Source organism: Amycolatopsis sp., assembly GCF_036008905.1.
Lineage (GTDB): Bacteria > Actinomycetota > Actinomycetes > Mycobacteriales > Pseudonocardiaceae > Amycolatopsis.
In genome coordinates this window covers 20,945-36,341 of sequence record NZ_DASYMU010000014.1, presented here as the reverse complement: position 1 = coordinate 36,341, position 15,397 = coordinate 20,945, and the positions used below count along the sequence as shown (strand labels likewise).

Annotated in this window: 14 protein-coding genes, 1 tRNA gene and 2 pseudogenes; 8 read left to right on the top strand and 9 right to left on the bottom strand. The window is 67.4% G+C overall.

The genetic code is table 11. The annotated features are described in order from the left end of the window. Positions 1–69: 69 nt before the first annotated feature. Together VGP60_RS02520 and VGP60_RS02515 are read right to left on the bottom strand one after the other, a co-directional pair. Positions 70–543, bottom strand: a complete 474-nt coding sequence (locus tag VGP60_RS02520) for a single-stranded DNA-binding protein (RefSeq protein WP_327546175.1) — start codon at positions 541–543, stop codon at positions 70–72. Between the two features lie 193 nt (positions 544–736). Further along, positions 737–2,758, bottom strand: coding sequence for a bifunctional copper resistance protein CopD/cytochrome c oxidase assembly protein (locus VGP60_RS02515; RefSeq protein ID WP_327546174.1), 2,022 nt, complete (start codon positions 2,756–2,758; stop codon positions 737–739). A 63-nt stretch (positions 2,759–2,821) separates the two neighbouring features. Between VGP60_RS02515 and VGP60_RS02510 the strand changes: the two genes are divergently transcribed. Continuing rightward, entirely contained in the window at positions 2,822–3,499 is a 678-nt protein-coding gene (locus VGP60_RS02510) for a histidine phosphatase family protein (protein ID WP_327546173.1), read from the top strand. Here VGP60_RS02510 and VGP60_RS02505 read toward each other — a convergent pair. Then, positions 3,479–4,687 (bottom strand): MFS transporter, encoded by a 1,209-nt coding sequence (locus VGP60_RS02505; protein WP_327546172.1) that lies wholly within the window; start codon positions 4,685–4,687, stop codon positions 3,479–3,481. The two genes, VGP60_RS02510 and VGP60_RS02505, sit on opposite strands and share 21 nt — an antisense overlap. Positions 4,688–4,932: 245 nt before the next feature. Between VGP60_RS02505 and VGP60_RS02500 the strand changes: the two genes are divergently transcribed. The 4 genes from VGP60_RS02500 to VGP60_RS02485 all read left to right on the top strand — a co-directional run bounded on the left by VGP60_RS02500 (position 4,933) and on the right by VGP60_RS02485 (position 8,005). After that, complete coding sequence (locus VGP60_RS02500; protein WP_327546171.1) at positions 4,933–5,337, top strand: peptidase inhibitor family I36 protein; 405 nt, start codon at positions 4,933–4,935, stop codon at positions 5,335–5,337. Positions 5,338–5,577: 240 nt separating this feature from the next. Further along, a tRNA-Arg gene (locus tag VGP60_RS02495) sits at positions 5,578–5,651 on the top strand. 700 nt (positions 5,652–6,351) lie between these two features. Beyond that, on the top strand, positions 6,352–6,768 hold the full coding sequence (locus VGP60_RS02490; protein WP_327546170.1) for a YciI family protein: 417 nt from the start codon (positions 6,352–6,354) through the stop codon (positions 6,766–6,768). Further along, entirely contained in the window at positions 6,761–8,005 is a 1,245-nt protein-coding gene (locus VGP60_RS02485) for an RNA polymerase sigma factor (RefSeq protein ID WP_327546169.1), read from the top strand. The genes VGP60_RS02490 and VGP60_RS02485 overlap by 8 nt, the downstream gene beginning before the upstream one ends. Here VGP60_RS02485 and VGP60_RS02480 read toward each other — a convergent pair. Then, positions 7,959–8,147: a PspC domain-containing protein gene (locus VGP60_RS02480; protein ID WP_327546168.1), complete on the bottom strand. Its 189-nt coding sequence runs from the start codon at positions 8,145–8,147 to the stop codon at positions 7,959–7,961. The genes VGP60_RS02485 and VGP60_RS02480 overlap by 47 nt on opposite strands. Positions 8,148–8,240: 93 nt before the next feature. Next, positions 8,241–9,605, bottom strand: a pseudogene (locus VGP60_RS02475) (NAD-dependent succinate-semialdehyde dehydrogenase). A gap of 143 nt (positions 9,606–9,748) precedes the next feature. Between VGP60_RS02475 and VGP60_RS02470 the strand changes: the two are divergent. Both VGP60_RS02470 and VGP60_RS02465 read left to right on the top strand, forming a co-directional pair. Continuing rightward, a complete protein-coding gene (locus VGP60_RS02470; protein ID WP_327546167.1) occupies positions 9,749–10,189 on the top strand; it encodes an ATP-binding protein in 441 nt (146 codons plus the stop codon). A 53-nt stretch (positions 10,190–10,242) separates the two neighbouring features. Then, positions 10,243–10,701, top strand: a complete 459-nt coding sequence (locus tag VGP60_RS02465; protein WP_327546166.1) for a DUF4442 domain-containing protein — start codon at positions 10,243–10,245, stop codon at positions 10,699–10,701. A gap of 3 nt (positions 10,702–10,704) precedes the next feature. Here the strand turns inward: VGP60_RS02465 and VGP60_RS02460 are convergent, their stop codons facing one another. The 3 genes and pseudogenes from VGP60_RS02460 to VGP60_RS02450 form a co-directional block, all read right to left on the bottom strand. Further along, entirely contained in the window at positions 10,705–11,652 is a 948-nt protein-coding gene (locus VGP60_RS02460; protein WP_327546165.1) for a DUF1996 domain-containing protein, read from the bottom strand. A gap of 200 nt (positions 11,653–11,852) precedes the next feature. Then, positions 11,853–12,581 carry an alpha/beta hydrolase gene (locus tag VGP60_RS02455; protein ID WP_327546164.1) on the bottom strand — a complete coding sequence of 243 codons (729 nt, stop codon included), beginning with the start codon at positions 12,579–12,581 and terminating at the stop codon, positions 11,853–11,855. After that, positions 12,578–12,994: pseudogene (locus tag VGP60_RS02450) on the bottom strand (isocitrate/isopropylmalate family dehydrogenase); the annotation flags it as partial. The pseudogene VGP60_RS02450 and the gene VGP60_RS02455, both read right to left, overlap by 4 nt. A 161-nt stretch (positions 12,995–13,155) precedes the next feature. On the opposite strand from VGP60_RS02450, the gene VGP60_RS02445 reads away from it, so the two are divergent. Further along, the gene (locus VGP60_RS02445; RefSeq protein ID WP_327546163.1) at positions 13,156–13,524 is read left to right on the top strand and encodes a VOC family protein; all 369 of its coding nucleotides are present in this window, start codon (positions 13,156–13,158) and stop codon (positions 13,522–13,524) included. Here the strand turns inward: VGP60_RS02445 and VGP60_RS02440 are convergent. Continuing rightward, the gene (locus tag VGP60_RS02440; protein ID WP_327546162.1) at positions 13,519–15,327 is read right to left on the bottom strand and encodes a feruloyl-CoA synthase; all 1,809 of its coding nucleotides are present in this window, start codon (positions 15,325–15,327) and stop codon (positions 13,519–13,521) included. The genes VGP60_RS02445 and VGP60_RS02440 overlap by 6 nt on opposite strands. Between the last annotated feature and the right edge of the window lie 70 nt (positions 15,328–15,397).

Sequence of the window (15,397 nt, the reverse complement as noted above, 5' to 3'; positions counted from 1 at the left end):
CCACACCCACCGTTAGCCCACCGGGACCGCCGGGCGTCCCTGATAACGGGGCGGCGCGTCACCGCGAGCTCACGCCGCCGACCGGGTTTCCGCCGCGCTGACAGGCGAATTCGCCGGTGGCCTCGGTACCGGGCGCGGCATCGGCCGCCAGGCCAGGAACTCCGGGCGCTCCACCGCCCGGGCCTTCCGCGTGCGTCTCAGCGTCGCCGTGCACAGGTTCAGATTCGGTCCCGCCGCCGAGGCCTCAAGCTCAGGTATAGACCGAGGTTCGCCGGTTTCGTCTTCACCGGTGTACATCCGGCCGGTCACGATGACCGGGTCGCCCTTGCCGAGTGAGGTGAGCACCGACTCGGCGAGCTTGCGCCAGCACGTCACCCTGACCGACAACTGCCGCCCGTCGACCCAGGTCCCGGTTTCCTTGTCCCGCCGCCGCTCCGTGCTCCTGAGCCAGAAGCTGACGACGTCATGCCCCTTCGTGGTGCGCCGGATCAGGTCGCTGGCCACCGTGCCGACCATGGTGACCGTGGTTTCCCCTACCGCCATGACTTTGCCTTTCACTCGCCGGTTCCGCCTCATCCCGGGCCCGCTGCCCGTGACGTCCGTGAAACCAGCTTGCCGCGTGAAAGCCGCCAGGGAAGCGCCCCTCCGAAATCTGTGGACAACCCGGACCCCTGTGCACAACTCGGCCCGATTCGCGCCCGGAAGCCCGAATCTGTCAGTCCCCTGTGCTAGGCCCCTACTCGCGTTTCTCGCCCTGCCCGGACATCTGCTTGAGCATCGCGTTGTAGGCGGCCAAATCCTCGCCACCGGTGGCGTCTTCGCGACGATCGGATCTCTTGGCCTCGCGCTCGTCGGTCCTGGCCCACTGCACCAGCAACGCGATGAGCACGAGCAGCACGGGAACCTCGCCGGACGCCCACGCGATCCCGCCGCCGAGCCGCTGGTCGGTCAGCAGGTCACTAGCCCAAGGCAGTTTCAGCCCGCGGTAGAACGTCTCGCCGATGACTGTCTGCATGCTCATCAGGATCACACCGAAGAAGGCGTGGAACGGCATCGCGCCGAACATCATGCCGAGGCGGCCCAGATGCGGGATCCGCCGCGGTGCCGGGTCGACGCCGATAACAGGCCAGTAGAAGACGTAGCCGACGAGCAGGAAGTGGGCGTTCATCGCGAGATGCGCCCAGTGGTACTTCAAAGCGGAGTCGAAAAGCCCGGAGAAGTAGAGGCCGTAGAAGGAACCGACAAACAGGGCGAGCGCGACCAGCGGATGGGTCAACGCCCTCGACACCGGCGAATGCACGAACGCGACCAGCCACTCACGAGGTCCCGGCGGGCCGTCCTTGCCCGACGTCGGCAGCGCGCGCAACGCCAGCGTCACCGGCCCGCCAAGGACGAACAGCACCGGCGCGACCATCGACAACAGCATGTGGCTGCCCATGTGGACGCTGAACATCGCCGGCGAATACCGGCCGATACCCGAAGAAGTCGCCATCAGCAGGACGAAACAGCCGCTCAGCCACGCCACCGTACGGCCCACCGGCCAGGCGTCACCGCGCTTGCGCAGCCTGCGCACCCCGGCGATGTACAACGCGGCCAGCACGATCGCCGCGGTGCCGTAGATGAGGTCGAAACGCCAGTCGAACAGCAGTCTCGCCACCGTCGGCGGCCCGGAAAGGTCGTAACCGATGAGGAGTTCGGTGTTGGACGGCTGCTGGAACACCTCCTGCGGTGGCGGGGTGCGGGCCAGCGCCGTCGCGATGCCGATGGTGACGAACATGATCAGCACCTCGACCGCGGCGAGCTTGACGAGTTGCCCTCCCCCGCCACCGTCGGTCAGCGCACGAACGCCGCGCTGGCGTTGCTGGTTACCGAAAACCCCGAGCAGCAGCAACGCGACGATCTTCGCGACGACCAGTAGGCCGTAGTCGGTGGTGAACAGGTCGGCGATCGAAATCCGGACCAGCGCGTTGACCGTGCCCGAGATCGCCATGACGATCCAGCAGACCAGTGCGAGCCGGGAGAACCGCGTCGCCGCGAGAGTCAGATGACTGCCTCGACGCCAGCCGAGAGCGAGCAGCGCGACCAGCCCACCGACCCACAGCGAAGCCGCGACCAAATGGAACAGAAGACTGTTGGTGGCCATGTCGTGCGAGCCGCCGCTGGCCGAGTGACCGGTCACCGCGACCGGGATCAGCCCGCCGACCGAAAGCAAGAACAGCGTCGCCGTCCAGCCCCAGGTCAGCGCCAGCCGGCAGCCGAGGGCGAGCAGGAGCGCGATCAACGCGGTGAAGACCCACGCCTTCGGCTGCTCGATCGCGTCGACGAGGTCGATGAGCACCCTCGGTGACATCAGTTCCGACACCGGACGGCCAGCGCCATCGGCCGCGGTGAACACCACGGACGCCGCGGCGGCGACGAACCAGACCCACGCGGCGGTGCCCGCTGTCCGCAAAGCGGCGTACCCCTCGGCCCCGAGCGTGCCGGATTTCTGTGGCGGAACCAGGAAGGCCGCGAGCAGCAACGAGCCCACGCAGACCACGGACGCCGCCTCGGCGAGCACGCGGACCACGACGATCCCATAGCGCGTGAGCAGACCTGGGTCGACGAGTCCGGGAATCACGTAGCCGCTGCCGCCGGCGATCACGATCAAGCCGACGGCCACCAGCGCGGCGAGCACGACCCCCACCGACAGCAACGGAAGCAGGCTGACACGCCGGAGCGGGGTTTCCGTGGGCGTCACCGCAGGGTCTGAATCCACTCGACGAGGGTAGGCCGAGCCCGGCGGCTTCGGTACGCGGGATCGGCGGGCAAGATGGATCGTGTGCGGATCATCCTGCTGCGTCACGCCGAGTCACTCGGCAATGTGGACGAACTGGCCTACACCCGGATCCCCGACCACGCGCTGCCACTGACCGACACCGGTCGCGAGCAGGCCCGTGCGGCGGGGGCGGGGCTCAAGGAACTCCTCAACGGCGAACAGGTGGCCGTCTATGTGAGTCCCTACCTGCGGACCAGGGAAACTCTGAAGCTGCTCGACCTCGGTTCGATGTCGGAGCGGGTCGTGCCCGAGCCGCGGCTGCGGGAGCAGGACTGGGGCAATCTGCAGGACCCGCTGGACCAGGAAATCCAGAAGCGGCGACGGCACGACTTCGGGCATTTCTTCTACCGGCTGCCGTTCGGCGAGTCCGGCGCCGACGTCGACGACCGCGTGGCCGGGTTCCTCAGTGACCTCAAACACCGCCGCCGCGACCACCCTCACACTGTGGTGATCGTCTCGCACGGGCTGACATTGCGCCTGCTGTGCCGCCGGATGTTCGGCTGGAGCGTCGACCTGTTCGAGTCACTGTCCAATATGGAGACCTGCGAATACCGCATCGTGGAGCAGGTAGACGGCGAATGGACGCTCGACCAGCCCTTTCGCCAGTGGCGCGATTCGCCGGACGGGGAAACCCAAGGCAAATCAGTGGCGCGAAGCGTCTCAGTTGAGGGTGGTGGGTGACGGTGTGGGGCAATGCGCGGGCACACGTTCCCGGTCACGAGCCCGCCGAGCCCCAATGGCAGCAGCGGCGATCAGCGCGCTGACGAGCCCGACAGCGATGAACGAGACTGACAACGACGTGACCTGCGCGATCGCCCCGATGGCGGGCGGCCCCGCGAGGAACCCGCTGTAAGCGACCCCCGCGACGAAAGCGATCTCGCGCTCGCCGCCACTATCGTCGGCCCGTTTACCCGCCTCACCAGCCAAACTGAGCGCGATGGGAAAGGCCGCGGCCAACCCGGCTCCGCCCAACGCGAACCCGATGTACCCGGCGATCGGCGACGGCACCAACGCAGCCGTCCACAACGCGACAGCCGCGACAGCAGCCCCGCCGACCAGCGTCCGCGTCGCGCCGAACCGCTGCTGCAACCACGCCCCACCGAGGCGCGCCAACGCCATCGCCAGCGCGAACCCGGAGAACGCCAGCGCCGCGGCCCCTTCGCTGAGCCCGTGCTCGGTGACCATGAACAGCGCCGACCAGTCCGAACTCGCTCCCTCCGCGATCGCCGAACACATCGCGACCCCCGCCAGCAGCCACAACACCACCCGCCGCACCGGCACCGCTCCCCCCGCCGGCGCCGCCTCCGACGACCGAACCGGCGCTCCCCCGCCCGGCAACCACCGGGTGAACGCCACCAGCACCACCACGCCGACAACTCCGGCAAGCGCCAGATGTCTCAGCGGCGAAAGCCCATGACCTGCGGCAACACCCGCCCCAACGGACCCCGCAAGCGCGCCAAAACTGAACCCGGCATGGAAGACCGGCATGATCGGCTTGCCCACGCGACGCTCGACGAGCACCGCCGCCATGTTCATCGCGACGTCCACCATTCCGATGGCCGCACCCAGCCCGACCAGCGTGATCCCCAGCCACAGCACGGACCCGGCGACGCCCAGCAACGGCAGGATGACGAACGCGGCGACCGAGGCGATCACGATCAGCGCCCGGCTCCCCACCCACTCGAGCAGCCGCCCCGAGACCGCCGCCGCCAGCACCATCCCGACACTGCCGCCCAGCAAGGCCAGCCCGAACGCCCCCGGCGCGGCCTGGACCTGCGCCGTCAAGGCCGGCACCCGCGGTGCCCACGACCCCAGCACCGCCCCGTTCAGCGCGAACACGACGAAGACCGCCACCCGCTCCCGATCCACCCCAGACTCCCTTCACCTGTGCCTTCAGGATGACTGAAGCGCTTCAGAAAGTCCACCGATCTTCCTTAGCAGCCACCTGCCGGAGAGGCAAGACCGTCCAGCTATCTGTGGACAAATCGCCCCTTTCGAGCGATCCAAAACTACTTATCCACAGAAGTAGAAATACGGGCTGACAAATCGATCACGAGACGGCATTGTCAAATGCAGTGGAACTCCACACCACAATTCATAAGGGGAGAAGAACCATGTCACGACGCATTCTGAACCTTCGCTCGCGCCTGCCGCAGATCCTCCTGCTCGCCACCGTCAGCCTCCTCGGCGGCGCCGGATTCGCCCAGGCAGCAACGCTGAACCCGGCCCCGCACCCGCCGGAGTTCGCCTGCCTGAAAGGGGAATTCTGCGCCTGGGACGGCGAGTTCTACAACGACAGAGTCGAGCGGATCGACCTGCGAACGGCGAATCCGGGAGACTGCATCCCCTTGCCGGAAGACTTCGACGGCCTTTCTTTCGCCAATAGGACAGACCGCATGATCACCGTTTACCAAGGCCGGGACTGCTCCACCGAAGGCGACTTCACCACCTACCCGGGCGGCGGCACCTTCGTACCCCAAGCCCCCTTCGTCGCGCGCGGCATCCAGATCTGGGACTGACCGCCACCACTGGCCGGGTTCGCCCACCGTCCACTCCTGGGAGACGGGGACGAACCCAGGGGTCGCGCCCCGAGGCGACCCCACCCGTGGGCGGGCCGGCAGTGCCCCTGCCGGCCCGCCCACGGACTCGATTCAGTCACCATGTGAGCGAACCTGAAACGATTCGCCGGTATCGAACGATCGAGAGAGTGGCGGTCAGTAAACTGCTGCTGGTTGCCCAGCAGCAGTAGCCGGCGCCACGCCCTCATAGCTCAGCTGGATAGAGCAAGAGCCTTCTAATCTCTAGGTCGCAGGTTCGAGTCCTGCTGGGGGCACCCACACCCCTGGTCACATGGTTGACCAGGGGTTTTGACGCCGCCGGACTGATATCGGGGCAATCCTGCCGAGCTGAGAACACGCCACCGGCAAGAGATTTCCGAACCTCGTTCGAGTCGCCTTCGATAGACCGACTGGCGTAACGAAGCACGCTATGCATACGAAGCCGCACGCGCCAATGCAGACTTTGTGGACAGTCCACCCTCCGATCCAAATGCCAAGCGTGAGCGCTCCACTACGGGTCCAGATCTTCGGTGAACCTCCACGCCGATCGTCTCGCTCGCCGAGCCCGAGCACTGACATTCAGGCACTCGTACCGCCCTTCACATCGATGTGACTCCAGACACAGCTGGACCCCACATCCCGTCGCCAAGAGGTGGACGCTGCTCGCAGCGCCGAGACCGGCTGGTCAGTCCAGGCCGTGATGGCCACGCGGGATGCACAGGTCCGATCCATAGATGAAGAATTATCCGAGAACCTCTTTAGGCTGTGGCGAATTGGCCCATTAACGCCAGAATGGAGATCCACTGACAAACTGAGAATGAACGCGCGGACACATTTCCGAATACCGGCCGAGCTGACGAGTCGGTCTGACCGCGGTTTCCGAAAAAGTCGGCCACACGATGTCCGGACCGGGTGAGTGGCCTCGACGTCTCGGGTGAAAGGCACTACGAAGGTGCCAGCCGAGAGGAGAACCCCATGAAGTACATGATCTTGAGCTACGCCTCCCAGCAGGACTACGACGGCATGGCAGGGAAGCCGACGGACAAGCCGGCCTGGGCGCCGGAGGACTTCGCGGCGATGGGGGCGTTCATGGAGGCCTTCAACGCCGAGCTCGAGGCGTCCGGGGAATTGGTGGAGACGCGGGGGTTGACGGCGCCGGTGCATACGCGGCGCCTGGGGTCGAAGCACGGGGTTTCGGTGGTTACGGACGGGCCGTATGCCGAGACCGAGGAGGTGCTCGCTGGGTACTGGATCGTGGAGTGCGAGAGCTTCGACCGGGCGACGGAGATCGCGGGGCGCCTGGCGAAGTGTCCGGCGCCGGACTTCATCGCGGGCAGTGCGTACGCGGACGTGCGGCCGATCGTCGAGTCCCGGCACGAACTGGATGTCTGACACCGAGGTCGAGGGCCTGCTGCGCCGGTTGGCGCCGCGGGTGCTCGGCGCGGTGGTCCGGCGGTTCGGGAACTTCGACACCGCGGAGGACGCGGTGCAGGAGGCGTTGCTGGCGGCGGCGACGCAGTGGCCCGCTGAGGGCCTTCCGGAGAGTCCGCGTGGGTGGCTGATCACGGTCGCTTCGCGCAGGTTGACCGATCTGCTGCGCGGTGAGCAAGCTCGTCGACGTCGTGAGGACGCGGTCCGGGCGCTTCCCGAGCAGACTGGCCCGACCGAAGACGCCGACGACACGTTGGTGCTGCTATTCCTGTGCTGCCATCCGGCGTTGTCGCCCGCTTCGCAGATCGCGCTGACGTTGCGGGCGGTCGGCGGGTTGAGCACGGCGGAGATCGCCCGGGCGTTTTTGGTGCCGGAGGCGACGATGACCCGGCGCATCACCCGCGCCAAGCAGAGCATCAAGGCCAGCGGGATTCCGTTCCGAATGCCGCCTGAGCAAAGCAAGCGGCTCGGGGCGGTGCTGCACGTGATCTACCTGGTGTTCAACGAGGGGTATGCCACGACGTCAGGGCCGAGTCTGCATCGCGTAGAGCTGTCGGCGGAGGCGATTCGGCTGGGGCGCATCGTGCACACGTTGCTCCCTGACGACAGTGAGGTGGCGGGGTTGCTCGCCCTCATGCTGCTGACCGACGCGCGCAGGGCGGCGCGGACGGACACGAACGGCGAGTTGGTTCCGATGGCCGACCAGGACCGGAGCCGGTGGAACGCCGCCGACATCGAGGAGGGCGTCGCGCTCATCACGGACGCGCTGCCCAAGGGGCCTGTCGGGCCGTACCAGCTTCAGGCGGCGATAGCGGCTGTCCACGACGAAGCCCCTACCGCCGCGGAGACCGACTGGCCGCAGATCGTCGCTCTGTACGGGCTTCTCCTGAACCTCTCCGACAACCCGATCGTGTCACTGAATCACGCCGTCGCGGTGGCGATGGCCGAGGGGCCGCTGGCCGGCCTCGAACTGCTCGGTGAGCTCGAGGCCGACGAACGGATCGCGGAGGACCATCGCTTGTACGCGGTCCGCGCGCATCTGCTGGAGCTGGACGGAAAAGACACAGTCGCGCGGGAGGCTTACCTCGCGGCGGCCGAGCGGACGACGAGCCTGCCCAAGCAGCGCTATCTTCACGCCCGGGCCGCCCGGCTCAGCGCTCTTCCGGCAGCGCCACCCACAGCACCAGATAGAGAATGAACTGCGGCCCGGGCAGGATGCAGGAAAGCACCGCCAGCAGACGGACCGTGTTGGGCTTCATGCCGAATCGGTGGGCGATCGCGGCGCAGACCCCGCCGATCTTGCGGCCGTGACGCGGGCGGGCGAGCGTTGCGGTCTTCATGGTTTCCCTCCTGGGATTCTTTCGGTAAGACCAAGCTTGCCGGACCGCCTCGAAAGCCGCATCGGGCTCAGTACTGATCTTTCCCCTTAGGGGTCAAGCGATCCAGACGGTCTTGGCGTTGACGAACGAACGCGGGCCGAACGACGCGAGTTCCCGGCCGTAGCCGGAGTTCTTGACCCCGCCGAACGGCACCTCGGGGGTCGACTCGGTGAACTTGTTGACGTAGATCATCCCGGTCTCGACCTCGTGGACGAACCGCTGCTGTTCGGCCGGGTCCGTGGTCCAGGCGCTGCCCCCCAAACCGAACGGCGAGTCGTTGGCGATCCGGATCGCCTCGTCCGCGTCGCGAACCCGCCACAGCAGCGCGACCGGGCCGAAGAACTCCTCGTGGTGTCCCGGCGAGCCGTCCGGGATGTCCGTGACGACCGTCGGCGGGTAGAAGTTGCCGGGGCCGCCGAGCGGTTTCCCGCCGGTCAGGAGGGTCGCGCCGGCCGCCACGGTGTCGTGGACCTGCTTGTCCAGGGTTTCGAGGGCATCTTGCGAGGACAACGGGCCCATCTCGGTGTCGGAGTCCATCGGGTCGCCGACCTTCAACCCGGCCAGGCGCTCGACGAACCGCCGGGTGAATTCGTCGGCGATGTCTTCGTGCACCACGAATCGCTTGGCGTTGACGCACGATTGGCCGTTGTTGAGCGTCCTGGAGGTCACCGCGCCGTCGACGGCGGCGTCGAGATCGGCGCTGGGCATCACGATGAACACGTCGCTGCCACCGAGTTCCAGCACGCTCGTCTTGATGTTGCGCCCGGCCGCTTCGCCGACCTTGCGTCCGGCCGGTTCGCTACCGGTCAGGGTCACCGCGCGCACGCGGTCGTCGCCGACGATGCCTTCGACAGCGGAGGACGCGATCAGCAACGTCTGGAACACGCCGTCCGCGAACCCGGCGCGGCTCAGCACGTCTTCGATGGCGAGCGCGACCTGCGGAACGTTGGAGGCGTGCTTGAGCAGGCCCACGTTCCCGGCCAGCAACGCCGGCGCGGCGAACCGGAAGACCTGCCAGTACGGGAAGTTCCACGGCATCACGGCCAGCACCGGGCCGAGCGGTTCTTAGTGGGTATACGCCGTCCCGCTCTTCACCGGCCACGGCTCGTCGGCGAGCATCTCCTCGCCGTGGTCGGCGTACCACCGGCAGCCTGTCGCGGATTTGTGCACTTCGGCGACCGCGGAGGCGAGGGTCTTGCCCATTTCGAGCGTCGCGAGCCGCGCGAGGTCCTCGGCTTCGTCGTCGAGGATGTCCGCGGCGCGACGCAGCAAGCGGGCACGTTCGGCGTAGGAGGTTTTACGATATTCGCGAAACGCTTCGGCCGCTTTCGACAGTTTGGCGTCCACCTCGGCGTCGGTGAGCGCGTCGAAGGAGCGCACCTGCTCGCCGGTAGCCGGATTGACCGTCGCGATAGCCATGCACTGCTCCGTTCGTGGTGTTCGAACCCTCCTCGGAAATGTTCCCTGGCCACTTGTCCCTCAAACCGCGATTGACTCGGTCGCGTAGCGGGTACACCGTCAGCGGATTCCCCAGACGGCGATGGTGGGAGGCAGTACCGCGTATGCACCTCGAACGAGGTGACGATCCCTCTCCGCAGCTCCGGACAGTCGACCTGCGCTATCGCGATGTTCCGGCTGACGCGCACGGCTTGATCGCACTCCGCCACTCCTTGTCCCGTTGGGCCGCCCAGGCCGGCCTGGATGTCGAACAGGTCGAAGCGCTCACTCTGGCCAGTTACGAAGCGCTCGCGAACGTCGTCACCCACGCGTACCCCGACGGCGAAGGCGCGTTCGACCTGCGGGCCAAGGTCGGCACCGAGCGCGTCGAAGTCACCATCACCGACCACGGCCAGTGGCACGCACCGGCACCTGACCCCCTGGGCCTGCACGGCCGGGGCTTGCCGTTGATCCACACCCTGACCGACTACGCCGAGATCACCTGCGGACCGGAAGGGACCGTGGTCACGCTGGCCTGGCTGATCCGGCAAGACAGCCTGGCCTGAGTGTTCCTTCCCAGTTTCCCGGGAAGACAGCGACGCGGCCTATAACAACAAGGGTGGATCTCACCGAGTTGGCCCGGCGACTGCTCGAGCCCATCCCCGCCAACAAGTCTTTCGGCCTTCAGGTCACGCGTGCCAAGAACGGGGAGGCCGAGGTCGCCCTCGACGCCCCGCCGCAGCTGGCGAACGTCATCGGCTCGCTCCACTCCAGCGGCTTGATCGCGCTGCTCGACGCCGCCGGCCTCGCCGCGATCATCGCGACGGCACGCACCGAGAAGGAGTTCGACGGCGTCATCCCGCTCGGCGCCGCCGCGGAGCTCCAGTTCCTCGCACCGGCCCGGGGCCGGTTGGTCGCGCGCTGCAACCTTCGCGAAGCTGATATCACGACCGTGCGCTCGCTGCTCGACGGCGAGACGGACAAGATCAGCCTGAAGACCACTGTCGACGTCAGCAATTCCGCCGGTGCGGTCGTCTGCACCGGCGGTTTCCGCTGGAGCGTCCGACGCGTGAGCTAGTGCTCAGCAGGCCCTGCCGGTATTGAGACAGCCGACGACGGTCGACATCAGGGTTTCCGGCATGACGTTGATGAAGTCACCGTGGTCCGCGAGGGCGCTGTGCCGCTCTTCGGGGAAGGTGTCGATGGTGTAGTCCACATCGGACGGTGCCGAATAGCTGAGTTCCATGTGCAGCTGCGGCACCGGGAACATCCCGGCCGGGCAGGCGCCCAGCGCGTTCGGGAAGACGACGTGGGTGCGGTGGCTGGCGCTGTCGGTGGTCAGCCCGTTCCAGCAGCTCGGGAAGTCGAAGATCCGGACGACCTGCTGGCCGTCGGCGCAGCGCGGATAGGTGTTGACCACCTTCTCGCGGCTGCCGGAGCAGCTCCATTGCACACGCTCGGTGTTGACGCCACCACTGGAGAACCCCTTCGCGTTGCCGGTGCTCGCCCGCATGAACCTCGGCATGCTGATGACGTTCCCGACCGGGCTGCCGCGGAACTCCAGCAGCACGGCGTCGGGCGTCAGGATCCGGCCGTGGTTGCCGTCGGCGATGTCGTGGGGCGCGATGACGTCCCCGTTGTCGTCGGGCACCCGCAGGACCGGCCAGTAGTACGTGGACCGATCGTCGTCCTGGCAGGTGGTCTCCGCCGCGGCGAGGGTCTGGTCGGTGGAGAACGCGTTGGTGGACACGTTTCCGACGTAGTCGTGGACGTGATGCGCCTGCCCGGGCTGGCCGGGGCTGGCGACAACGTTGTCCGAGTTCCGGACACCGCGCTCGTTGCGGCCGCATTCGGCCCGCCACGTGCCTGTCGACGCGCCCGGGAGCACCGGGGGCGGCACCGGAACCGCGGGGGCCTGCGCGATGTCGACGTAGACAGCCGCCGACGTGACGGTGTGCCCGCCGGTCAGGAATCCGTAGCCCACGACGCCGAAAACGACCGCGCCAACAGCCAGGACCGCGGTACCCACTACCCAACTGGACGACCATCGGCGCCCGCCTTGCCACATCACCCCCGAAGCATGACAGAGGCCATTTGGAGGCAAAACACGAGTTCAGGCGCCGACCAGCGTATTCCCCGCCAGATACCGGGGATTCGGAACACTTCGTGCCCGAGTGCGCACTGTTGCTTTCCCTGGAAGACTTCTTCACGCGAGAAAAGTGACACCGATCACCGGGAAATCGGCCCGCCGAAGAACCTTCGCATCGCCGAAGCCGTCGAGCCGGGTTGCTCCTCGGGCAGATAGTGATCGCAGGGAAGGGCTTCACCGACCGGCTCGGCGGCGTACTCGCGCCACGCGGCGAGGACGTCGTAGTTGGTGCCGACGAAACTGTGCTCGCCCCAAAGCACCAGCGTGGGGCAGGTGAGTTTCCGGCCGGCGTCCACGGCGTCGTGCTCGAGATCGATCGACGCCGCCGCGCGGTAGTCCTCGCACGAAGCCCGGATCGCGGCCGGATCGGAGAAGCCCAGCCCGAAGGCCTTGTCCGCGTGCTCGAACGCGAACCGCGTCGGCACGATGTCGAGCACGGCCAGCGCCGTCACCGCCTCCGGGCTGTCCAGTGCCAGCCGGTGCGCGACACGGCCGCCGCGGTCGTGCCCGGCGACGGCGAACCGCTCGAACCCGAGCGCCCGCATGACAAGCAGCTGGTCCCGCGCCATCAGCCGCTTCGAGTACCCGGTGTCTGGTTTGTCGCTGTCGCCGTAACCGCGCAAATCGGCGACGACCACGGTGAACTCGGACGCCAGTTCCGGCGCGACCCGGTGCCAGATCAGGTGGGTCTGCGGATAGCCGTGCAGCAGGAGCAACGGCGGGCCATCCCCGCCGACGGCACAGTTGATGCGAACGCCGTCGGCGTCGATAGTCCGATAGCGGAAACCGCTCGGCAGCGGGACGCTCATCGCAGTGCCTCCAGGACGGCTTTGGTGAAGTCCTCGGTGCGCGCGGTGCCGCCGAGGTCGGGCGTACGCACCTCAGTCTTCGCCAGTACGGCGGCGATCGCCTGTTCGACGTCGGCGGCGGCCTCGGGAAACCCGAGGTGGCCGAGCATCATGGCGGCGGTCCAGATCGCGCCGAGCGGGTTCGCGATGCCCCGCCCGGCGATGTCGGGTGCGGAGCCGTGGACCGGTTCGAACATGGACGGGAACTCGCGTTCCGGGTTGATGTTCGCCGCCGGCGCGATGCCGATACTGCCCGCGACGGCCGCGGCGACGTCACTCAAGATGTCCCCGAAGAGAGTGGACGCGACGATGACGTCGAACCGTTTCGGATCGAGGACCACCTTGGCGCACAAGGCATCGATATGTTCCTGGTCCCAACAGCTGATGCCCGAGATCCCGCTGCCGGGCATCCACGCCGTTGTCCCTCCGCCGTTCGCCGGACGGTAGCTCACGACGATCACCGGCGCGGCGCGCGAGCCGCTCTGACCGGCGTTAGGGTCTAGGTCTTGTCCTCAGCCCCGACCGAGGAGGCCCAGTGACCCCGTCCCTGAAACTGTCGGGCATCGTGCTCGACTCGCCCGATCCCCGCGAGCTGGCTGCCTTCTACCAACGGCTTCTCGGCTGGAAGGTGACGCAGGACGAGCCGGACTGGGTGAAGATCATGCCGCCCGGCGACGGCCCCGGATTGTCGTTTCAGACCGAAACGACGTACGTCCGGCCGACCTGGCCCGCCGGTTCAGGCGATCAGCAGATGATGATCCATCTCGACTTCCACGTCGACGACCTCGACGTCGCGGGAGCGCACGCCATCGAGGCGGGCGCGGTGCTCGCGGAGTTCCAGCCGCAGGACGACGTGCGTGTCTACCTGGATCCCGCGGGGCACCCGTTCTGCCTGTTCTTATGACGCCGTCACGACTTCGGGCGGCAGCGGGTCGGCGTACAGCAGCTCGACGAGATGCTCCCGGTTCGCCAGCACCTTGCGCTGGTTGACGTAGCCCTTGTCGGTGATCTCACCGGCGTCGAGGTCCGGTTTCCGGGCGAGCACAAGCAAACGCTCGATCCGTGACGCCGACCCGGCGCTCCGGTTGAGCTCGGCGAGTATCCCGGCGAGGTGCGCGGCCAACGCCGTGTGCGCCACGAGGTCGCCGGTGCCCGCCGGTTCTTCGCCCAGCAACGTCACGGTTTCGGCCTGGTTGAGCCAAGCCAGCGCGCAGACCTGCGCCCGGTCCTCGCCGACGACAACGACGTCCGCCAGCACTCGCGCGGCTGAAAGCAACGTCGTCCGCACGGCGCCGACACGGACGAAGGTCCCCGTGCTGAGCTTGAAGTCCTCCGCGATCCGCCCGCGGAACACCAGCCCGGCGTTGAGGTCTTCGGGATCGGCGAACGCGACGGCGTCACCCGTGCGGTAGAAGCCGTCCTCGTCGAAAGCGGCGTCGGTCAGGTCTTGGCGGCCGAGGTAGCCGGGTGTCACCATCGGCCCGCGGACGCGGATCTCGTAGGCGTCCTGATCCGGCACCAGCTTCACTTCGGCGCCGGGCAAGGGAACGCCGAGGCACCGGGCGTCGGCGAAGTCGTAGTGCGCGCTCGTCACCGCGGGCGCGGTTTCGGTGGCGCCCCAGGATCCGGTGACCGGGATCCGCCTGCCGGTCACCTCCGCCGCCAGTGTTTCGAGCCGGGTCCGCAAGGTGGCGGGCAGCGCGGCGGCGGCGTTGAACATCAGGTCCAGGCGTGCAAAGAACCGCGCGGCGAACTCGCGATCGTTTTCCAGCGCGGGCACGAGCTGCGCCCAGCCGGCCGGGACGTTGAAGTAGACGGTCGGCCGGACTTCGGCGAGATTGGCGATGGTGGTGCCGATCAGGTCCGGACTCGGCCGCCCGTCGTCGACGTACAGCGTTCCGCCGTTGGTCACCACCAGGTTGACGTTGTGATTGCCGCCGAAGGTGTGGCTCCACGGCAGCCAATCGACCAGCACCGGGCGGCTCCGGCCGAGGAACGGCCACGCCCGGCGGATCGACTGCTGGTTGGAGCTCAGCATGCGATGGGTGTTCAGCACGCCTTTCGGGGCGCCGGTGGACCCGGAGGTGAACAGGATCTTCGCGATCGAATCCGGGGTGAGCGCCCGAAAAGCGCGGTCCAGCTCCTTGCCCGGTTCGGTGCGCAACAACGTGCCGAGTTCTTCACCGTCCACTTCGGACGATGGCACCGACACGATCGCCGGGATACCGCCCAGCGCGCGCAACGCGGGCGCGAACTTGGCCGCGTCGTCCGCGAACACCGCGCCGGGTTCGGTGAGCAGCGCTATTTCCTTGACGCGGGCGTGGTCCTTGCTCTGCAGCGAATACGCCACGCTGACCGGGATCACCGGCACGCCCGCGGTCAGCGCGCCGAAACTCACCACGAAATGCTCGAGCGAATTACCGGACAGGATCAGCAACGGCCGTTCGGGACCGAGTCCGCGATCGAGCATCGCCTGTCCTACCGCGTTCGCCGCTGAGACGACTTCGCCGTAGCTGCGCGTCTCCCACTCGCCCTCGACGCGACGGGCGATCAGGGGATGCCCGGGATCGACGTCGGCCCAGTGTCGTAACGCGTGGACGACACTGACCGGATAGTCTCCGAGTTCGGCACGCGCGGTCAGCACCACACTGCCGTCCGGGCCGTCTGCGACGACGCTGACGTCCGGCGAAGCGAACAGCTCAGGCATCTCCCAATCTTCTACAGTGACATGACGTTACGTCAAGTGTTTGTACAGTTTTCGCCGACTGGACCCAGCG